Origin of the sequence: Cryptosporangium japonicum (assembly GCF_039524755.1) — a bacterium.
GTDB classification, from domain to species: Bacteria; Actinomycetota; Actinomycetes; order Mycobacteriales; family Cryptosporangiaceae; genus Cryptosporangium; species Cryptosporangium japonicum.
The window spans coordinates 192,020-206,666 of the sequence record NZ_BAAAGX010000017.1 but is presented as its reverse complement, the minus strand read 5'-3'; the positions used below and the strand labels follow the sequence as shown (position 1 = coordinate 206,666).

Genomic DNA, 14,647 nt, shown 5'->3' with positions numbered 1-14,647 from the left:
GCCCACCACTCGAGCTTTTCCCTGCCTACCCGGGCTGAGCGACGTCAGAACGTCCAGCGGGTTTCGTATATGTCACATCTCTCTCCGTACCGTTCAAGAGTCCATGTTTGTCCGGTCTCAGACAGCCGCGACCGACCCGGGTCGGGTTGAGGTATGACAAAGCGGCAAACTAGGAACTAACCGGCTAGAAGCCGCGTCCGTCACAGTTCGATAGCGCGACCCGAGGAGGTGCCCGATCCGCGCCCTGATCGAGCTCGAACCCGTAGCACGCAGCCCGCGGCTGGCGCGGCGGTTCGTGGCCGACACGCTCGGTCCGCACGCCGACGTCGAACTGGTGGACGCGGCCGAGCTGCTGGTCACCGAACTGGTGACGAACGCCGTGGTGCACGCGCGCTCGCGGGCCCGCGTGCTGATCGTCACCGCGGGCGACCGCAGCCGCGTCCGGATCGAGGTGCACGACGACGCGTTCGAGCCGCCGCGGATGGGCGGCTTCGACCCCGACGCGACGTCCGGACGCGGCCTCGCGCTGGTGAACGCGATGTCCGACCGCTGGGGGGTCGAACCGCAGGGCCCGGCGCGCCCGGGTAAGCGGATCTGGTTCGAGCTGGGGGTCAAGACCTCACTTCTGGCATAGCGGGCACCAGAACAGGTTCCGTCCCTCGACCACGGCGGTCAGCACCGGCGTCCCACAGATCCGGCACGGCTGCGCGGCCCGGTGGTACACGTACCGGCCGGCGCCCCGGCCGGGTGGTTCCCGGACCTTGTCCTCCGGTCGCAGCGTGCGGATGCGCCCGGCCCGCACCCCGTCGGTCATCATCGTGACCAGGTCCGCCCAGATGGCGTCCCACTCCGCCCGGGAGACGTCCCGACCGGACCGGTACGGGTCGATCCCGCCGCGGAACAGCGCCTCGGCGCGGTAGACGTTGCCGACACCGGAGAGCACGTCCTGACGCATCAACAGAGCGCCGATCGACGTGCGGCTGCGGCTGATGCGCTGCCAGGCCAGGTCGGGCTCGGCGTCCGAGCGGAGCGGGTCGGGGCCGAGCCGGGCCAGTAACGCGTCGCGCGCGCCGTCGTCGAGCACCTCGCAGGCCGTCGGCCCACGCAGCTCGGCCCAGGCCGGCTGCTTGCGCCCTCCGGTCAGCCGCAGCCGGATCTGCCCGCGCACCGCGGGCGGCTCACCGGCGCCGTCGCGGAACGTCCCGTACAGGCCCAGGTGGACGTGGAGCCAGCGGTCACCGTAGTCGTGGAAGAGGTGCTTGCCGTGGGCGTCGGTGCCGCGCAGCGTCAGCCCGTCCAGGGCGGCGGCGCCGGCGTCGAAGCGTCCCTGCGGGCTCGAGGCCCCCACCACCGCGCCGCCGAACAACCGCTTGTGCCGTCGGGCCAGCCGGTGGATCGTGTGACCTTCGGGCACGCTTCTCCTCGCTCCTGGGGGCTCCCCATCGAAACCCACCGCCATCGTGCAAGACGCCGGCGCGAACGGCACGTCGAGGCGCCCGAGCCTCCCCGGCCCGAGCAGCCGTCCGACGACAAGGTGCTGCGCGGGCTCGTCGGCGCCGGCCCGTCACAGCTGAGCACGCACGCCGCTCTCCGCGCCCGTGACGCGTCCCGGCCGACCGACGAGGACCTGGCCGCGGCCGAACGCGAGGTGGTGCTCGTCCGCCGCCAGTACGTCCCCACCGAAAACCTGCCGCCCGGCATCAAGCCGGCGAACTAGGGCAGCGGCGGGTAGTTCCCGGTGCGCTCGAAGTCGGCCAGGATCTCGATCCGGCGGGCGTGGCGGGCCTCGCCGCTGAACGCGGTACCGAGGAACGCGTCGACGATCGCGGTGGCGTCCTCGACCGAGTGCATCCGGGCCCCGACGCCGACGACGTTCGCGTCGTTGTGCAGCCGGGTCAGCTGCGCGGTCTCGATGTTCCAGGCCAGGGCGGCACGCACGCCGGGCACCTTGTTCGCCGCGATCTGCTCGCCGTTGCCCGACCCGCCGATCACGACGCCGAGGCTGCCCGGGTCGGCGACGACCTTCCGCGCCGCGTCCAGGCAGAACGGCGGGTAGTCGTCCTCCGCGTCGTACTGGTGCGGGCCGACGTCGACGACGTCGTGACCGGACTTCGTGAGGTGTTCGACCAGGTGCTGCTTCAGCTCGAATCCGGCGTGGTCGGAGCCAAGGTAGACGCGCATGCCCGCATCCTCTCAAGAAACCTGCACGGGGAATGCGATCGGGTCCAGCACGTCCTTCACCGCGGCGGCCACCTGGTCGACAGCGGCCCGCGAGGCGTCGTACACCGCCAGCCGCCGGAAGAACCCGTGCGGCACCCCGAGGTACCGGGTCGTGACCACCGGCACGCCCGCGCCGGCGAGCGCCTCGCCGAAGGCTTCCGCGCCGTCGCGCAGCACGTCGAACTCGGCCGTGACGATGAGCGTCGGCGGCAGCCCGGCCATGTCCTTGATGCGTGCCGGGGCGATGTCCTCGTTGTCGGGGTCGGCGCCGCCGAGCCAGGTCTTCCAGGCCCAGTTCATCTCGCCGACGCTCAGCCCGTGCTCGGTGCCGTCCTGCGGGTCGGGGCCGAGCGGCGGCTCGGCGAACGGCTCCACCGGCGGGTAGATCAGCGCCTGGAAGTCGAACCCGACGTGCGCGTCGCGGGCGCGGCGGGCCAGGATCGCGGCCAGCGTCGCCCCCGCCGAGTCGCCGACCACCGCGGTGCGGCTGATGTCCAGACCGAGCTCGTCGGCGTGGTCGCGCACCCAGGCGAGCGCGTGCACGGCGTCCTCGACCTGCGCCGGCCACGGGTACTCGGGCGCGAGCCGGTAGTCGATCGCCACCACCGCGCAGTGCGACCGGTTGGCCAGCCGCCGGCAGGTGGCGTCGTGGGTGACCAGGCTGTCGCCGACCCAGCCGCCGCCGTGCAGGAAGAACATCACCGGCGTGCCCCGCCCGCCGCGGGGGTTGTAGAGCCGGATCGGGACGCCGTCGGCCTCCAGGTCGACGACGATCGCCACCGGCGCCGGCGGGCCGCCGAGCACCGGCGCGTTGTCGTTCTCCGCGGCGCGGGCGGCGGCGATGTCCGCGAGCGTCGGCTCCGGCACCGGGCCGTCCGGGATGGCTTCGCTGGCGAGGTCCGCAACGGCTTGCGGGTGCAGATTCATGTAGGCATCTCCAGATCCGCGAGGACGAGACCCGTCCGGGCTTTCGGGGTGAACCACGTGCTCTTGCGCGGCATCGTCGCCCGCTCGAGGTTGACCGCCACGAAGTCCTCGACGGTCACCGGCGCGAGCAGGACGGCGAGTTCCGCGCGTCCGGCGTCGACCTCGGCGGCCAGCCAGCTCGCCGGGTAGTCACCGCCGACGTAGGAGATCGCCGGGTCGTCCGGGGTCAGGCCCAGGACCTGGCGGATCAGCAGCTGCTCGACGACCGTGTGGTCGATCCGGTCGACGGTGTCACCGGCGACGGCGGGCAGCTTCACCTCGTAGGTGCGGCCCTCGGCGTAGAGCACGACGGTTCCCCGCGGCGGCGTGGCCGGGCGCCCGTCCACGGCGTCGACGCCGCAGCCGGCGGCACGCAGCCCGTCCAGCACCTCGGCCACCGGCATCGGCAGCCGCCGCAGGAGCCGCTGGTAGGGCTGGATCGACGCGGACGACGCCGGGGCCACCACGGCGAGGAAGCGTGGGAGCCCGGCCTCCTGGGCCGCGAGGCTGCGGTGGTTGCCGTCGGCGACGACGAGCTCGCCGACGTCGGCGGCCGCGATCAGGCGGTCCTGGTCGGCGCCCGGGCCGACCAGCCACACGGAGTGCGTCTGACCGTGCTGGTCGGTGTCCGAGACGGCCGGCTCCCCCAGCGTCAGCGAGGTCAGCGCCGCGCGCAGCGAGTCGGAGGCCTGCACGAGCAGGACGGGGCTGGTCAGCGCACCCAGCGCGCGGATCAGCGCGGTGCGCTCGGCCACCTTCGCGGCGAACACCTCCTCGTTGCGGATCACCCGCCCGCCACCGATCTCGGCGGTGTCGACGAGGCAGAACATCCCCAGGAAGTCCGTACCGATCCGGTAGACGGCGATCGCCTCGGTGAACGGCGCCAACTTCCCGCGGTCCACGAGGCTGCGCAGCCGCGTGACCGCGGTCGGCAGCGCGGCGGCGAAGTCGAGTCCGTCGGCGACCGCGTCCGGCGTCCGGTGCGGCATCTCCACCCCGAGCATGGAGTCGGGGTTGCCGGCCACCAACGCCGTGATTTCCGCGTCGTCGGCGAACTCGTCGTAGTTCTGTGCGCCTGTTCCTCCGGTCGACACCCATCCAACCGGTATGGGGTGTATTGCACTCATTGCCCCGAGGCTACCGCGTGTCGTGCGCACCGAGCATCTCCTCACTAGGTATGGGCGCGCCGCGTCTTGGGGACGTGCGCTATGGGTTAAGTCCCGCCTTGGAGGAGGAACCCCCATGAGTAAGTCCGTCGCCCCCCGCACGGCCCCGGTGCTCTACTCCGCACGTACCGGTCAGGCCGTACGGCAGCTCGTCGGGGACTTGATCGCGGTGGGCCTGGTGTGGTGGGCCATCCGTCTGCAGGGATGGGTCGACGACCAGATCTCCAAACTCGCCGCACCCGGCGAGACCCTGCAGTCGGCGGGCAACGGCTTCAGCGGCGGGCTCTCGAACGCCGGCAAACAGGTGGGGCGCATCCCCGGGGTCGGCGACGACCTCCGGGAACCGTTCGACCGGGCCGCCGGCGCCGGTCTGCAGGTCGCCGAGGCCGGCCGGACGCTGCACGACACGATCGAGCGGGCCGCGCTGGTCAGCGGCATCATCGCGGCGGCGATCCCGATCCTGATCGTGCTCTGGTGGGTGGCGCGGCGGTGGCGGTGGTCGCGGGAGGCCACCGCGGCCAGGCGGCTGGTGCGTGGCGGCGCCGACGCGTCGTTCTTCGCGTTGCGCGCGCTGGCGCACCAGCCGCTGTCCGAGGTGATCCGAGTGGCCCGCCGCCTCGAGGTCGACCCCGGCGAGGCCTGGCGGTCGGGCCACCCCGAGGCGGTGGCGGCCCTCGCCAAGCTGGAGATGAGCCGCCTGGGCCTCTAGCCCTAGTCGAAGATCGGGCCCTGGGTACGCGTGCGCTTGAGCTCGTAGAAGCCCGGCACCGACGCCACCAGCACCGCGCCGTCCCAGAGGCGGGCCGCGGCCTCACCCTTCGGCGCCGGCGTCACGACCGGCCCGAAGAACGCCACCGGTCCATCGGGCCCGGGCACGTGGATGACCGGCGTGCCGACGTCCATGCCCACCGGGTCCATGCCGGCGTGGTGCGACTTCTTCAACGCCTCGTCGTACTCGGTGGACGTGGCGGCCTCGGCGAGCGACTCCGGGAGCCCGACCTCGCGCAGCGCGTCGACGAGCAGCGCGGGGTCGTCCAGCTCGACCTTCTGCAGGTGGATGCGGTTGCCGAGCGCGGTGTACAGCGGCAGCACCACCTCGTTGCCGTGCGCCTGCTCGGCGGCGATGACGACCCGCACCGGCCCCCACGCCTTCGTCATCATCTCGGCGTACTCCGCCGGCAGGTCCCGGCCCTCGTTGAGCACGGCCAGGCTCATGACGTGGAACGTGACGTCCAGCGGGCGCATCGTCGCCGCCTCCAGCACCCAGCGCGACGTCATCCACGCCCACGGACACAGCGGATCGAACCAGAAATCGACCGGGATCCTCTGCTCGCTCATCGATCCTCCTCGTGAAATGAACTCACCGAACGAGAGCCCCTACCCACACCGGGGTATTCCCGCCCTGCGGCGTACGTTTCCCTTGAGAGCTGCGTAAACACCTGGTGCAGCACTGGTCTCCGGCGCATCGTTTACCGCCCCGCCTGCGTGGGAGACTCATTGGCACGGCTCGAGGACGCGGACCGCGTCCTCTGCGAATCGGAGCGGCGAAGGAGTACCCGACAGTTGGCCGGTACCAATCTCACCCTCGGCGAAGCCAGGGAACGCGGAGATCTTCTCGAGGTCGCGTCGTACCACGTCACGCTCGACCTGACCGATGGCACCGGTAAGCCCGGAACCGACACGTTCCGTTCGGTCACCGAGGTCAAGTTCAGCGCCAGACGACCCGGCGCCAGCACGTTCATCGACCTCATCGCAAGAACCGTCCGTTCGGCGACGCTGAACGGCACGACGCTGGACGTCAGCGGCTACGACCCCGAGAAGGGGCTCGAACTGCACGACCTGCAGGCGGACAACGTCCTCGTCGTCGACGCGGACTGCCTGTACATGAACACCGGCGAGGGCCTGCACCGCTTCGTCGACCCGGTCGACGACGAGGTCTACCTGTACTCGCAGTTCGAGACCGGCGACGCCAAGCGCGTCTACGCCTGCTTCGACCAGCCCGACCTCAAGGCGACGTTCACGTTCGAGGTCACGGCGCCCGAGCACTGGGAGGTCGTGTCGAACACGACGCCCGAGAAGGTCGGGGCGGTGCGGAAGTTCCCGCCGACCGCGCGGATGTCCACCTACATCACCGCGCTGGTCGCCGGCCCGTACCACAAGGTCACCGACCAGCACGACGACATCCCGCTCGGCCTGTACTGCCGTCGCTCGCTCAAGGACTTCCTCGACCCCGACGAGATCTTCGAGATCACCAAGCAGGGGTTCGACTTCTTCCACGAGCACTTCGGCGTGCGCTACCCGTTCGGGAAGTACGACCAGCTGATCGTCCCGGAGTTCAACGCGGGCGCGATGGAGAACGCCGGCTGCGTCACGATCACCGAGTCCTACATCTTCCGCGGCAAGGTCACCGACTACGTCCGGGAGAACCGGGCCAACACGATCCTGCACGAGATGGCCCACATGTGGTTCGGCGATCTCGTCACGATGCGCTGGTGGGACGACCTCTGGCTGAACGAGTCGTTCGCCGAGTGGGCGGCGCACTGGGCCGCGGCCGGCGGCACCCGCTTCACCGACTCGTGGGCGGCGTTCTGCACCGACCGCAAGGGCTGGGGCTACCGGCAGGACCAGCTGTCCTCCACCCACCCGATCGCCGCCGACATCCCCGACATGCAGGCGGTCGAGGTCAACTTCGACGGCATCACGTACGCCAAGGGCGCCAGCGTCCTCAAGCAGCTGGTGGCGTTCGTCGGCGAAGACGAGTTCGTCTCCGGTCTGCGCTCGTACTTCAAGGCCCACGCGTTCGGCAACACGACGCTCGCCGACCTGCTCACCGCGCTCACCGAGGCCAGCGGCCGCGACCTGTCGAACTGGTCGGCGCAGTGGCTGGAGACCGCGGGGGTCAACACGCTGCGGCCTTCGTTCACGCTCGCACCCGACGGCACGTACGCCTCGTTCGCGGTCACCCAGGAAGGCATGGCCGAGCACGGCACGCTCCGCGCGCACCGCATCGCGATCGGCCTGTACGACCTGTCGGAGTCCACCGGCAAGCTGATCCGCCGCCGCCGCGTCGAGACCGACATCCACGGCGCGCGCACCGAGATCGACGACCTGGTCGGCGAGACGCCGCCGGCCGTCGTGCTGCTCAACGACGACGACCTGACGTACGCGAAGATCCGCCTCGACGAGCGGTCGCTGAGCACCGTCGTCGACCACATCGGCGGGTTCACCGAGTCGCTGCCCCGCTCGCTGCTCTGGGCCACCGCCTGGGACATGTGCCGCGACGCGGAGCTGCCCACCCGCGACTACGTGCGGCTGGTGCTCAACGGCCTCGCCGCCGAGTCGACGATCAGCGTCGTCGAGACGCAGCTGCGTCAGGCCCGCGCCGCGCTGGCGTCCTACGCCGACCCGTCCTGGGCGCCCACCGGCTACGCGATGGTCGCCGAAGCGGCGCTCGAACGGCTGCGTGCCGCCGAGCCCGGCAGCGACGTCCAGCTGGTGTGGGCACGCACGTTCGCCGGCACCGCACGCACCGACGAGAACATCGCGGTGCTGCGCGGCCTGCTCGACGGCACCGAGGTCGTCCCCGGCCTGGAGGTCGACACCGAGCTGCGCTGGGACTTCCTCCAGTCGCTGGTCGCCAGGGGCGCCGCGGGCGAGGCGGAGATCACCGCCGAGCTCGAGCGCGACAACACCGACCAGGGCAGCAAGGAAGCCGCCACCGCGCGGGCGCTCGTGCCCACCGCCGAGGCCAAGGCCGCCGCGTGGCACCTGGCCACCGAGGACGATACGATCCCCAACCAGGTCGGCCTCTCGGTGATCCGCGGCTTCGGCCACCCCGACCAGGCCGCGCTGCTCGAGCCGTACGTCGAGCGGTTCTTCGCCACGGTCTCCGACGTCTGGGCCCGCCGCACCAGCGAGGTCGCCCAGAACGTCGCGGTGCTGCTCTACCCGGCGTGGGCGGTGAGCGAGGACACGGTGGCCCGCACGGACGCGTGGCTGGCCCAGGCCGACCACCCGCCGGCGCTGCGCCGCCTGGTGGTGGAAGGCAAGGACCGGCTGGTCCGAGCGCTACGGGCCCGCGCCTGCGACGCGTCCGCCACTTCGTAGATCTACGCCTGCAGGGTGAGCGCCGGTTGCTTCCGCAACCGGCGCTCACTCGTTGCGGCCGAAACGCCCCGCCGATCCGTGCGTGGCGCGCGCCCACCCTCCGGTGGCCGGGGGTGTGCATGGCGCTCAGACCACCGCAGCTCCCAGCACAGGGCTGGGAGCTGCGGTGGTGTGAGCTACTGCGCCGGCGCGGACACCGGTCGCCGCACGGCCGGGCCGGTCAGCGCGAGGCGGGGCGGGGGGTGCCGGCCCGGTCCGCCAGCATGCGGAGGCCGGTGACGATGCCGCCGGCCAGGTCGCCGCCCTGGAAGGCGGCTCGCATGGACATGCCGGCCAGTTCGCAGGCGCGGTCGGGGATGCGCTTGGCGGCGCGGATGCCGGTGACGATCTCCAGCGCGCGCTGGTTGGGCGATACCGCGAGCAGCACCGAGTCCTCCGGCGCCGGCAGTGCGTCGAGCATCGTCTCGGCGCTGGCGCGCAGCGGCTCCTCGAGCCCGCCCACGTACACGCTGAACGTCAGCCCGGTCTCCCGGTCAGCGGCGGTGAGCGCCTCGTCGATGCGGAACAACTGACGCGAACTGAACGGGCCGGCCGCGGCCGCACCGTTCGCGATGGACGTGAGCTGGCTGGACGTGAGCTGCGAGGCCGGGATCTCCGGGGAGTCACCAGGTGCCACGTGCCCCTCCCTTCGGACCGGAGTTGGCGACCGACACCGTGTCAGGCCGGTCGATGACACCACCGGACTGCAGCACACCGGGTGCTGCGGCCCGCTCCAGTGCCGGCTGCCGACCGTTGACGGACAGGCCGGTCGGCGGGGCCGACAGGAACCACACCGGCGTGAACTCGAACGGCATACCGGGCCGGTAACGCGGCGTGCGATTGCCGCCACCGACGCCGAGCGTCAGCAGCGCCAGGACGCCCGCCACCGCCAGGGGGATCAGGACGAAGACGAGTGTGGTCTCCAGCACGGACATCGGGAGCTCTCACTCTCTCTCACGAGCGAGCGGACGTGTGGACGCCGCTTACGGTAGCGGAGGGCGGTGCCACCGCATGTCAAGGGTGTCCGCGGTGGGCCCGGTTCTCACCTCGCCGTAGGCGGTCGGTAATGGACCGTCAGAACGGCCAGATGCTGTCCCACAGGTTCGACCACCACTCGCTGATCATCGCTCCGACGTCGGAGAAGTTGCTGACGCCGCGGGTGGCGAAGAACAACCCGCACAGCAGGATGAACGTGCCGGTCACGGCGTTCTGCACGAACGTGCTGCGACGTGCGCCCCGCTCGAGCGTGGAACGGATCAGGTGGCCGCCGAGACGCACCAGCCACCACACCGCGAACGCGGCCACGACGACGAGGATCGCCGCGGTGATCGGTTCGCCGGTGTCGGCGCCGCTGATGATCGCGACCGTGGCCAGCCAGAGCAGCCAGCCGGCCGCGGCGACGACCGTCGCGAACGTCGTGTACTTCTTGCCGCTCCGGCGCAGCGGGCCGGCGGGCTGCTGCTGGGCGGGCGCGGCCTGGCCACCGCCGTGCTGGTCGTGGCCGTCGTCGCGGCGACGCCGGGAGTTGTCCACGTCGTCGACGCCCGGCTGGCGCGGGCCGACCTTCGCCACCCCGCTGCGGATCTTCGGCCCGGCCGGCGGGCCGGACTGCGGCTCGTTGGCGTCCGAATAGCGGGGCATCGCGGTGGTTTTGGGTGGGCCCGACCGGGGCGCGTTCACGGCGGCGATGTCCGGCAGCGGCGCGGTCGGGTTGGGGCGCGAGGCGCCGTACGCGGGCCCGCCCGACGAGGGAGCCGACGGCGCGGGCGGCCGCGGAGCCTGCGCTCCGTACGCGGCCGGGCCGGCGGCGGGCGCCCCGTAGACGGACCCGTACGCCGGGCCACCGGACGCCGGCGCGGCGGCCGCGTAGGGAGCTGCGGCCGCGGCCCCACCCACGGCGGCGGTGCCCACCTTGGCGGCGCCGCGGATCGGCGCGGACGCCCGCGCGGCAGGCGCGGACGGCGCCTGGGGCGGGATGCGCTCGACGCGCGTGGGGGTGGGCCCCGCGGCCGCACCGGCGACCCAGTCGACGTGCGTGCTCGCCGCCGGCACCGCCGAGGCCAGCCGCGCCAGCGTCGAGACCCAGTTGACCAGCTCCGAGCTGAGCGGACGGTTGCCCGGGTTGTCGTCGAGCGGCGCCAGCAGGTGGGCGGCGAGCGCCGGGTTGGCGTCCAGCAGCGGATGACGGCGCAGCGCGCCCGGGGCCACCAGCGCACCGTCGTAGTGCGACGTCGCCCGGTCGGCGCGGGGCAGCCAGCCGGTGACCAGGTGGTAGGCGACCGAGCCGAACCCGTGCACGTCGTACGAGGGCCCGACCACGCCGGTGAACGCCTCCGGCCCGGCGGACTCGGGCGTGTGCGCGATCGTCGTGATGTGCTGCGGGTCGTGGTAGCGGGCCGCGGTGAAGTCGATGAGCCGGATCTCGCCGCTGGGCAGCACCAGCACGTTCGCCGGCTTGACGTCCATGTGCAGCACGGGCGTGTCACCGCGGTCGGCCGGCCGGTGCAGCAGCGCGATCGTGCGTGCGAGCGTGGTGAGCACCGCCGGGCCGTCGAGCCGCGGAACGGCCTCGCCGCCGGCCTGCTTGGCCACGTGCTGCAGCAGCGTGTGGCCGGGCAGGTAGTCCAGGACCTGGTACGGGATCCGCCGGTCGGTGCTCGACCCGAGCACGGACGTGGCGTTCGCGGCGACCGGCGGCGCGCCGTAGAAACCGTCGACACGCAGGCAGATGCCGGGCACGTCGCGGGTGTTGAGGTCCATCAGGACCGCGTCGCCCTTGTCCCAGGAGCGCATCTGGTCGAGCACGGGCCGGCGGTGGTCCTCCCGGAACACCTTCACGGTCACCGGCGCCGAACGCACGCCGCTGGAGAGCCGCACGCCGCGGAACACGTCCGCCTGCCCGCCGGAGCCCAGCCGACCGGTCAGCCGGTACCGCTGACGCCCCTCGGGAAGCGGTCCGTCCGGCCCGCAGACCAGGTCGACGGTGTCCGCTCCCACACTGGTCATTTGCGCCGTCCTCTGAATCGCCAGGAACCCCTACGGTACCTACACGACCCCAGTCCCCGGGCTCTCTGCGACCGAAGGACGACAAGCTCAGGGTTTCCCCTTAGCTACGCCGAGGCTTGCTCCGGGATGTCCAGCCACGTGTACCAGAGGGGGTCGGGCGTGCGATGGCCGAGGACGCGCCAGGCCACACCGGTGGGCGCGGCGGGGCGGCGGCGCAGGCGCCAGCCGAGCTCCGCGAGCGTCCGGTCGGCCTTGACGTGATTGCACCGGGTGCACGCGGCGACCACGTTCTCCCACACGTGCCGGCCACCCCGGCTGCGCGGCATCACGTGGTCGATCGTCGTCGCCGACGAGGTGCAGTACGCGCAGCGCCCACCGTCCCGGGCGAAGATCGCCCGCCGGGTCAGGGACACCTGACCCCGGAACGGCACCTTGACGAAACGCGTGAGCCGGACGACGGCCGGTGCGATCACAACTGTGGTCGTGGAACGAAGAAGGCCGTCCCCCTCGGTCACGGGGACGGCCTTGTCGGTGAGTACCAGTACGGCAGCACGCCGTACTGGTACCACGCACAATGGTTCGTACGTGGCATTGAGTACCAGCGATACGGCTGTACCAGGCATCGGATCACCTCCGCTGCCGCAATGATCGCTTACCAGACGCGGTTCTGCACGCATGATCCGGGAGGTACTGAATCCGTTCTTCGTCACAGTCGCGTACGCGGACGGGTTCGTCCTGATCCGTCCCCAGGGTGGTGGGCACGCCACCCAGCCGGGTGCTGTACCAAGAACACGTGAGTTTCCGTCTTCCCGCCGCCGTCCCCTCGTGGTTCGAGAAGTGGCCCAGCTTCCTGGACGACAACGTCACCCCCAGCTGCGCCCTCGGCAAAGAAAACGAGGGTTCGGTCTGCAAGTGGGTGTGGGACTCGACCGAGAGCCGGTGGCTGGCGAACGCGTCGGAGTGGCTGCTCGCGAAGCCGCTGACGATCGTGGTGATCGTCGTCGTCGCGATGCTGATCCGCTGGGTGATCTACCGGACGATCAGGGCGATCACCTCGGTCGGGAACGGCGACGCCGAGGCGGCGACGCCGGACGGCAAGCCGAAGAAGAAGCCGCGGATCCTCCGCCCGTTCCGGGAGAAGGCCGAGTCGGCGCTGCTGGCGTCGGGGCTGATGAGCGAACGGCGGGCCCAGCGGGCGAGCACGCTCGGCTCGGTGCTGCGCAGCGTGACGTCGGTGATCATCCTGGTCGTCGCCGGTTCGACGATTCTCGGGTTGTTCGACATCAACCTGGCGCCGCTGGTGGCCAGTGCCGGTATCGCCGGTGTGGCGCTCGGTTTCGGCGCCCAGTCGCTGGTGCGTGACTACCTCTCCGGCATCTTCATGATCCTCGAGGACCAGTACGGCGTCGGCGACATCGTCGATCTGGGTGAGGCCAGCGGCACCGTGGAGGGCGTGGGGCTGCGGATCACCACCGTGCGCGACGTCCGGGGCGTGGTCTGGTACATCCGCAACGGCGAGATCCTGCGGGTGGGCAACAAGAGCCAGGGCTGGGCGCAGGTCGTCATCGACGTCCCGATGCCGTTCGGCACCGACCTGGAGAGGGCCCACGAGGTGCTCACCGAGGCGGCGTCCCGGCTCACCGAGGAAGAGGAGTTCAAGGACGACCTGCTCGCCCCGCCGGAGGTGCTCGGCGTCGACCAGATGACGGCGACCGGCCTCATGCTGCGCGTCACCGTCCGCACCACGACCGCGGCCCAGTGGCGGGTGGCCCGCGAGCTGCGCGCCCGCATCAGCACCGACCTGGCCGCCGCCGAGATCACCTCGGGCATCGCTCCCATCCCGGCGCCGCCGGCCTAAGCGCGGGTGAGCTGCTCCAGGCGTCGCAGCACGGCCGAGAACTCCTGCCAGGTGTGACGATCAGCTTCGATCGCCTCGACAGCCATCGTCGCGAGGACACCGACGGCGTGCTCGACCTCGAGCTGCCGGTGCTCGAGCGCACGGGCCACGTCCGCCGCGACGTCGTCGGCCGCTCGACGCCGACGCGCGGAGTCGAGGAGCGCCCCGCGGGCCACCGCTTCGAACGCGGCGCGATACGGCCGTCCCCCGGTCTGCCCGATGGCCAGCACCAGGAGCTTGAGCGCGGCGGCGGCGTCCTGTGATGTCACTACCCGATCGATGTCGCCTCGGACCCGACCCAGGAGGCGTCGGCGGAACTCGGAGGCCATGGCCTGCTCGATCCCGACCCGGAGAGCCTCCCCTGAAGTGACTTCGGCACGCGGTTCCAGGATCCGGGAGTTTCGGCCTCCGCGCCTCGATCGTGTGCAGCCGGTCGATGGCTTCGGGAGCCCGCCCGTCCTCGAAGTCCGATCGGGTTCGAGCCACTTCGTCCTCATCGGCAAGCCCTTGGCGTCGCAGCAGGTCAAGCATCCAGCCGGATGAGACCCGCGGCCGCCGCGGCCTCGTACTCCAGCCACCGATCCGGCCGAATTCCGCGGTACGGCTGAGAAAGACCCGCATTCCGGAGACCGCCTCCCCCGCGCCCCTGCGTCCGAGCGCCGATTGTGCCGCCGAGGGTGGAGAGGCGGTGCCCGGACGGAGCCGGACTGGCCGAACGCCTGCGAACGAGCGTCGGAACGGGTGGCAGGATGGAGACATGACGCAGCCTTCGCCGGACTTCTACGAGGCGGTCGGTGGGGACGACACGTTCCACCGGCTGGTGGCCGCGTTCTACCGCGGTGTCGCCGAGGACCAGGTGCTCCGGCCGCTCTACCCGGAAGAGGACCTGGGGCCGGCCGAGGAGCGTTTCCGGCTCTTCCTCATGCAGTACTGGGGCGGCCCGCGCACCTACTCCGAGCAGCGCGGACACCCCCGGCTGCGGATGCGTCACGCGCCGTTCCGCGTCGGGGTCGCCGAGCGTGACGCCTGGCTGAGCCGCATGCGTGACGCGATGGACGAGATCGCGCTGCCGGCCGAGTACGACGCCACGATCTGGGAGTACTTCGTCCGGGCCGCGGACTTCATGGTCAACCACATCGAGGACATCCAGCAGGGCCGCGCCGCCCAGATTTGAGCCCGCCGCAGCGGGGTAAGGACTAGACCTCCGCGGGCCTCTGGCAGCATGGGGGCTCTGAAACGATTCCGG

At 71.5% G+C, this 14,647-nt stretch carries 16 protein-coding genes; 6 read left to right on the top strand and 10 right to left on the bottom strand.

The genetic code is table 11. The features are described 5' to 3' along the window. Nucleotides 1–235 precede the first annotated feature (235 nt). A complete protein-coding gene (locus ABD437_RS22875) occupies nucleotides 236–634 on the top strand; it encodes an ATP-binding protein (protein ID WP_344651012.1) in 399 nt (132 codons plus the stop codon). Here ABD437_RS22875 and ABD437_RS22870 read toward each other — a convergent pair. Next, complete coding sequence (locus ABD437_RS22870) at nucleotides 620–1,414, bottom strand: Fpg/Nei family DNA glycosylase (protein WP_344650943.1); 795 nt, start codon at nucleotides 1,412–1,414, stop codon at nucleotides 620–622. The two genes, ABD437_RS22875 and ABD437_RS22870, sit on opposite strands and share 15 nt — an antisense overlap. Between ABD437_RS22870 and ABD437_RS22865 the strand changes: the two genes are divergently transcribed. Then, nucleotides 1,400–1,717 (top strand): hypothetical protein, encoded by a 318-nt coding sequence (locus tag ABD437_RS22865; RefSeq protein ID WP_344650942.1) that lies wholly within the window; start codon nucleotides 1,400–1,402, stop codon nucleotides 1,715–1,717. The genes ABD437_RS22870 and ABD437_RS22865 overlap by 15 nt on opposite strands. Here the strand turns inward: ABD437_RS22865 and ABD437_RS22860 are convergent. Genes ABD437_RS22860 through ABD437_RS22850 form a run of 3 tightly spaced genes read right to left on the bottom strand, consistent with a single transcriptional unit; the run spans nucleotide 1,714 to nucleotide 4,313 of the window. Beyond that, nucleotides 1,714–2,181 (bottom strand): ribose-5-phosphate isomerase, encoded by a 468-nt coding sequence (locus ABD437_RS22860; protein ID WP_344650941.1) that lies wholly within the window; start codon nucleotides 2,179–2,181, stop codon nucleotides 1,714–1,716. The genes ABD437_RS22865 and ABD437_RS22860 overlap by 4 nt on opposite strands. 12 nt (nucleotides 2,182–2,193) lie before the next feature. Beyond that, nucleotides 2,194–3,147, bottom strand: a complete 954-nt coding sequence (locus tag ABD437_RS22855; RefSeq protein ID WP_344650940.1) for an alpha/beta hydrolase — start codon at nucleotides 3,145–3,147, stop codon at nucleotides 2,194–2,196. Continuing rightward, the gene (locus tag ABD437_RS22850; RefSeq protein ID WP_344650939.1) at nucleotides 3,144–4,313 is read right to left on the bottom strand and encodes a DUF1015 family protein; all 1,170 of its coding nucleotides are present in this window, start codon (nucleotides 4,311–4,313) and stop codon (nucleotides 3,144–3,146) included. Before ABD437_RS22850 ends, ABD437_RS22855 begins: the two co-directional genes overlap by 4 nt. A gap of 115 nt (nucleotides 4,314–4,428) precedes the next feature. Here ABD437_RS22850 and ABD437_RS22845 point away from each other — a divergent pair, with 115 nt between their 5' ends. Then, complete coding sequence (locus ABD437_RS22845) at nucleotides 4,429–5,061, top strand: hypothetical protein (protein ID WP_344650938.1); 633 nt, start codon at nucleotides 4,429–4,431, stop codon at nucleotides 5,059–5,061. A gap of 2 nt (nucleotides 5,062–5,063) precedes the next feature. Here the strand turns inward: ABD437_RS22845 and ABD437_RS22840 are convergent, their stop codons facing one another. After that, complete coding sequence (locus ABD437_RS22840; protein ID WP_344650937.1) at nucleotides 5,064–5,690, bottom strand: mycothiol-dependent nitroreductase Rv2466c family protein; 627 nt, start codon at nucleotides 5,688–5,690, stop codon at nucleotides 5,064–5,066. Nucleotides 5,691–5,915: 225 nt separating this feature from the next. Between ABD437_RS22840 and pepN the strand changes: the two genes are divergently transcribed. Continuing rightward, nucleotides 5,916–8,459, top strand: coding sequence for an aminopeptidase N (gene pepN, locus ABD437_RS22835; RefSeq protein ID WP_344650936.1), 2,544 nt, complete (start codon nucleotides 5,916–5,918; stop codon nucleotides 8,457–8,459). A 220-nt stretch (nucleotides 8,460–8,679) separates the two neighbouring features. Here the strand turns inward: pepN and ABD437_RS22830 are convergent, their stop codons facing one another. From ABD437_RS22830 to ABD437_RS22815, 4 genes are all read right to left on the bottom strand, one after another. Then, entirely contained in the window at nucleotides 8,680–9,072 is a 393-nt protein-coding gene (locus tag ABD437_RS22830; protein ID WP_344651011.1) for a DUF5130 family protein, read from the bottom strand. 49 nt (nucleotides 9,073–9,121) lie between these two features. Beyond that, nucleotides 9,122–9,433 carry an aa3-type cytochrome oxidase subunit CtaJ gene (gene ctaJ, locus ABD437_RS22825; RefSeq protein WP_344650935.1) on the bottom strand — a complete coding sequence of 104 codons (312 nt, stop codon included), beginning with the start codon at nucleotides 9,431–9,433 and terminating at the stop codon, nucleotides 9,122–9,124. A gap of 139 nt (nucleotides 9,434–9,572) precedes the next feature. Next, nucleotides 9,573–11,504: a protein kinase domain-containing protein gene (locus tag ABD437_RS22820; protein WP_344650934.1), complete on the bottom strand. Its 1,932-nt coding sequence runs from the start codon at nucleotides 11,502–11,504 to the stop codon at nucleotides 9,573–9,575. A gap of 104 nt (nucleotides 11,505–11,608) precedes the next feature. Continuing rightward, complete coding sequence (locus ABD437_RS22815) at nucleotides 11,609–12,127, bottom strand: HNH endonuclease (RefSeq protein ID WP_344650933.1); 519 nt, start codon at nucleotides 12,125–12,127, stop codon at nucleotides 11,609–11,611. A gap of 170 nt (nucleotides 12,128–12,297) precedes the next feature. On the opposite strand from ABD437_RS22815, the gene ABD437_RS22810 reads away from it, so the two are divergent. Then, on the top strand, nucleotides 12,298–13,362 hold the full coding sequence (locus tag ABD437_RS22810; protein ID WP_344650932.1) for a mechanosensitive ion channel family protein: 1,065 nt from the start codon (nucleotides 12,298–12,300) through the stop codon (nucleotides 13,360–13,362). On the opposite strand, the gene ABD437_RS22805 is transcribed toward ABD437_RS22810, so the two are convergent. Then, nucleotides 13,359–13,670, bottom strand: a complete 312-nt coding sequence (locus tag ABD437_RS22805; RefSeq protein ID WP_344650931.1) for a hypothetical protein — start codon at nucleotides 13,668–13,670, stop codon at nucleotides 13,359–13,361. The two genes, ABD437_RS22810 and ABD437_RS22805, sit on opposite strands and share 4 nt — an antisense overlap. A gap of 488 nt (nucleotides 13,671–14,158) precedes the next feature. Between ABD437_RS22805 and ABD437_RS22800 the strand changes: the two genes are divergently transcribed. Then, nucleotides 14,159–14,575 (top strand): globin, encoded by a 417-nt coding sequence (locus ABD437_RS22800; protein ID WP_344650930.1) that lies wholly within the window; start codon nucleotides 14,159–14,161, stop codon nucleotides 14,573–14,575. Nucleotides 14,576–14,647: the final 72 nt, after the last annotated feature.

What these genes read in the sequence shown, in the direction of transcription:
- ABD437_RS22820 (WP_344650934.1), bottom strand. Translation starts at nt 11,504, where the DNA reads ATGACCAGTGTGGGAGCGGACACCGTCGACCTGGTCTGCGGGCCGGAC.
- ABD437_RS22840 (WP_344650937.1), bottom strand. Translation starts at nt 5,690, where the DNA reads ATGAGCGAGCAGAGGATCCCGGTCGATTTCTGGTTCGATCCGCTGTGT.
- ABD437_RS22850 (WP_344650939.1), bottom strand. Translation starts at nt 4,313, where the DNA reads ATGAGTGCAATACACCCCATACCGGTTGGATGGGTGTCGACCGGAGGA.
- ABD437_RS22800 (WP_344650930.1), top strand. Translation starts at nt 14,159, where the DNA reads ATGACGCAGCCTTCGCCGGACTTCTACGAGGCGGTCGGTGGGGACGAC.
- ctaJ (WP_344650935.1), bottom strand. Translation starts at nt 9,433, where the DNA reads ATGTCCGTGCTGGAGACCACACTCGTCTTCGTCCTGATCCCCCTGGCG.
- ABD437_RS22815 (WP_344650933.1), bottom strand. Translation starts at nt 12,127, where the DNA reads ATGCCTGGTACAGCCGTATCGCTGGTACTCAATGCCACGTACGAACCA.
- ABD437_RS22855 (WP_344650940.1), bottom strand. Translation starts at nt 3,147, where the DNA reads ATGAATCTGCACCCGCAAGCCGTTGCGGACCTCGCCAGCGAAGCCATC.
- ABD437_RS22845 (WP_344650938.1), top strand. Translation starts at nt 4,429, where the DNA reads ATGAGTAAGTCCGTCGCCCCCCGCACGGCCCCGGTGCTCTACTCCGCA.
- ABD437_RS22860 (WP_344650941.1), bottom strand. Translation starts at nt 2,181, where the DNA reads ATGCGCGTCTACCTTGGCTCCGACCACGCCGGATTCGAGCTGAAGCAG.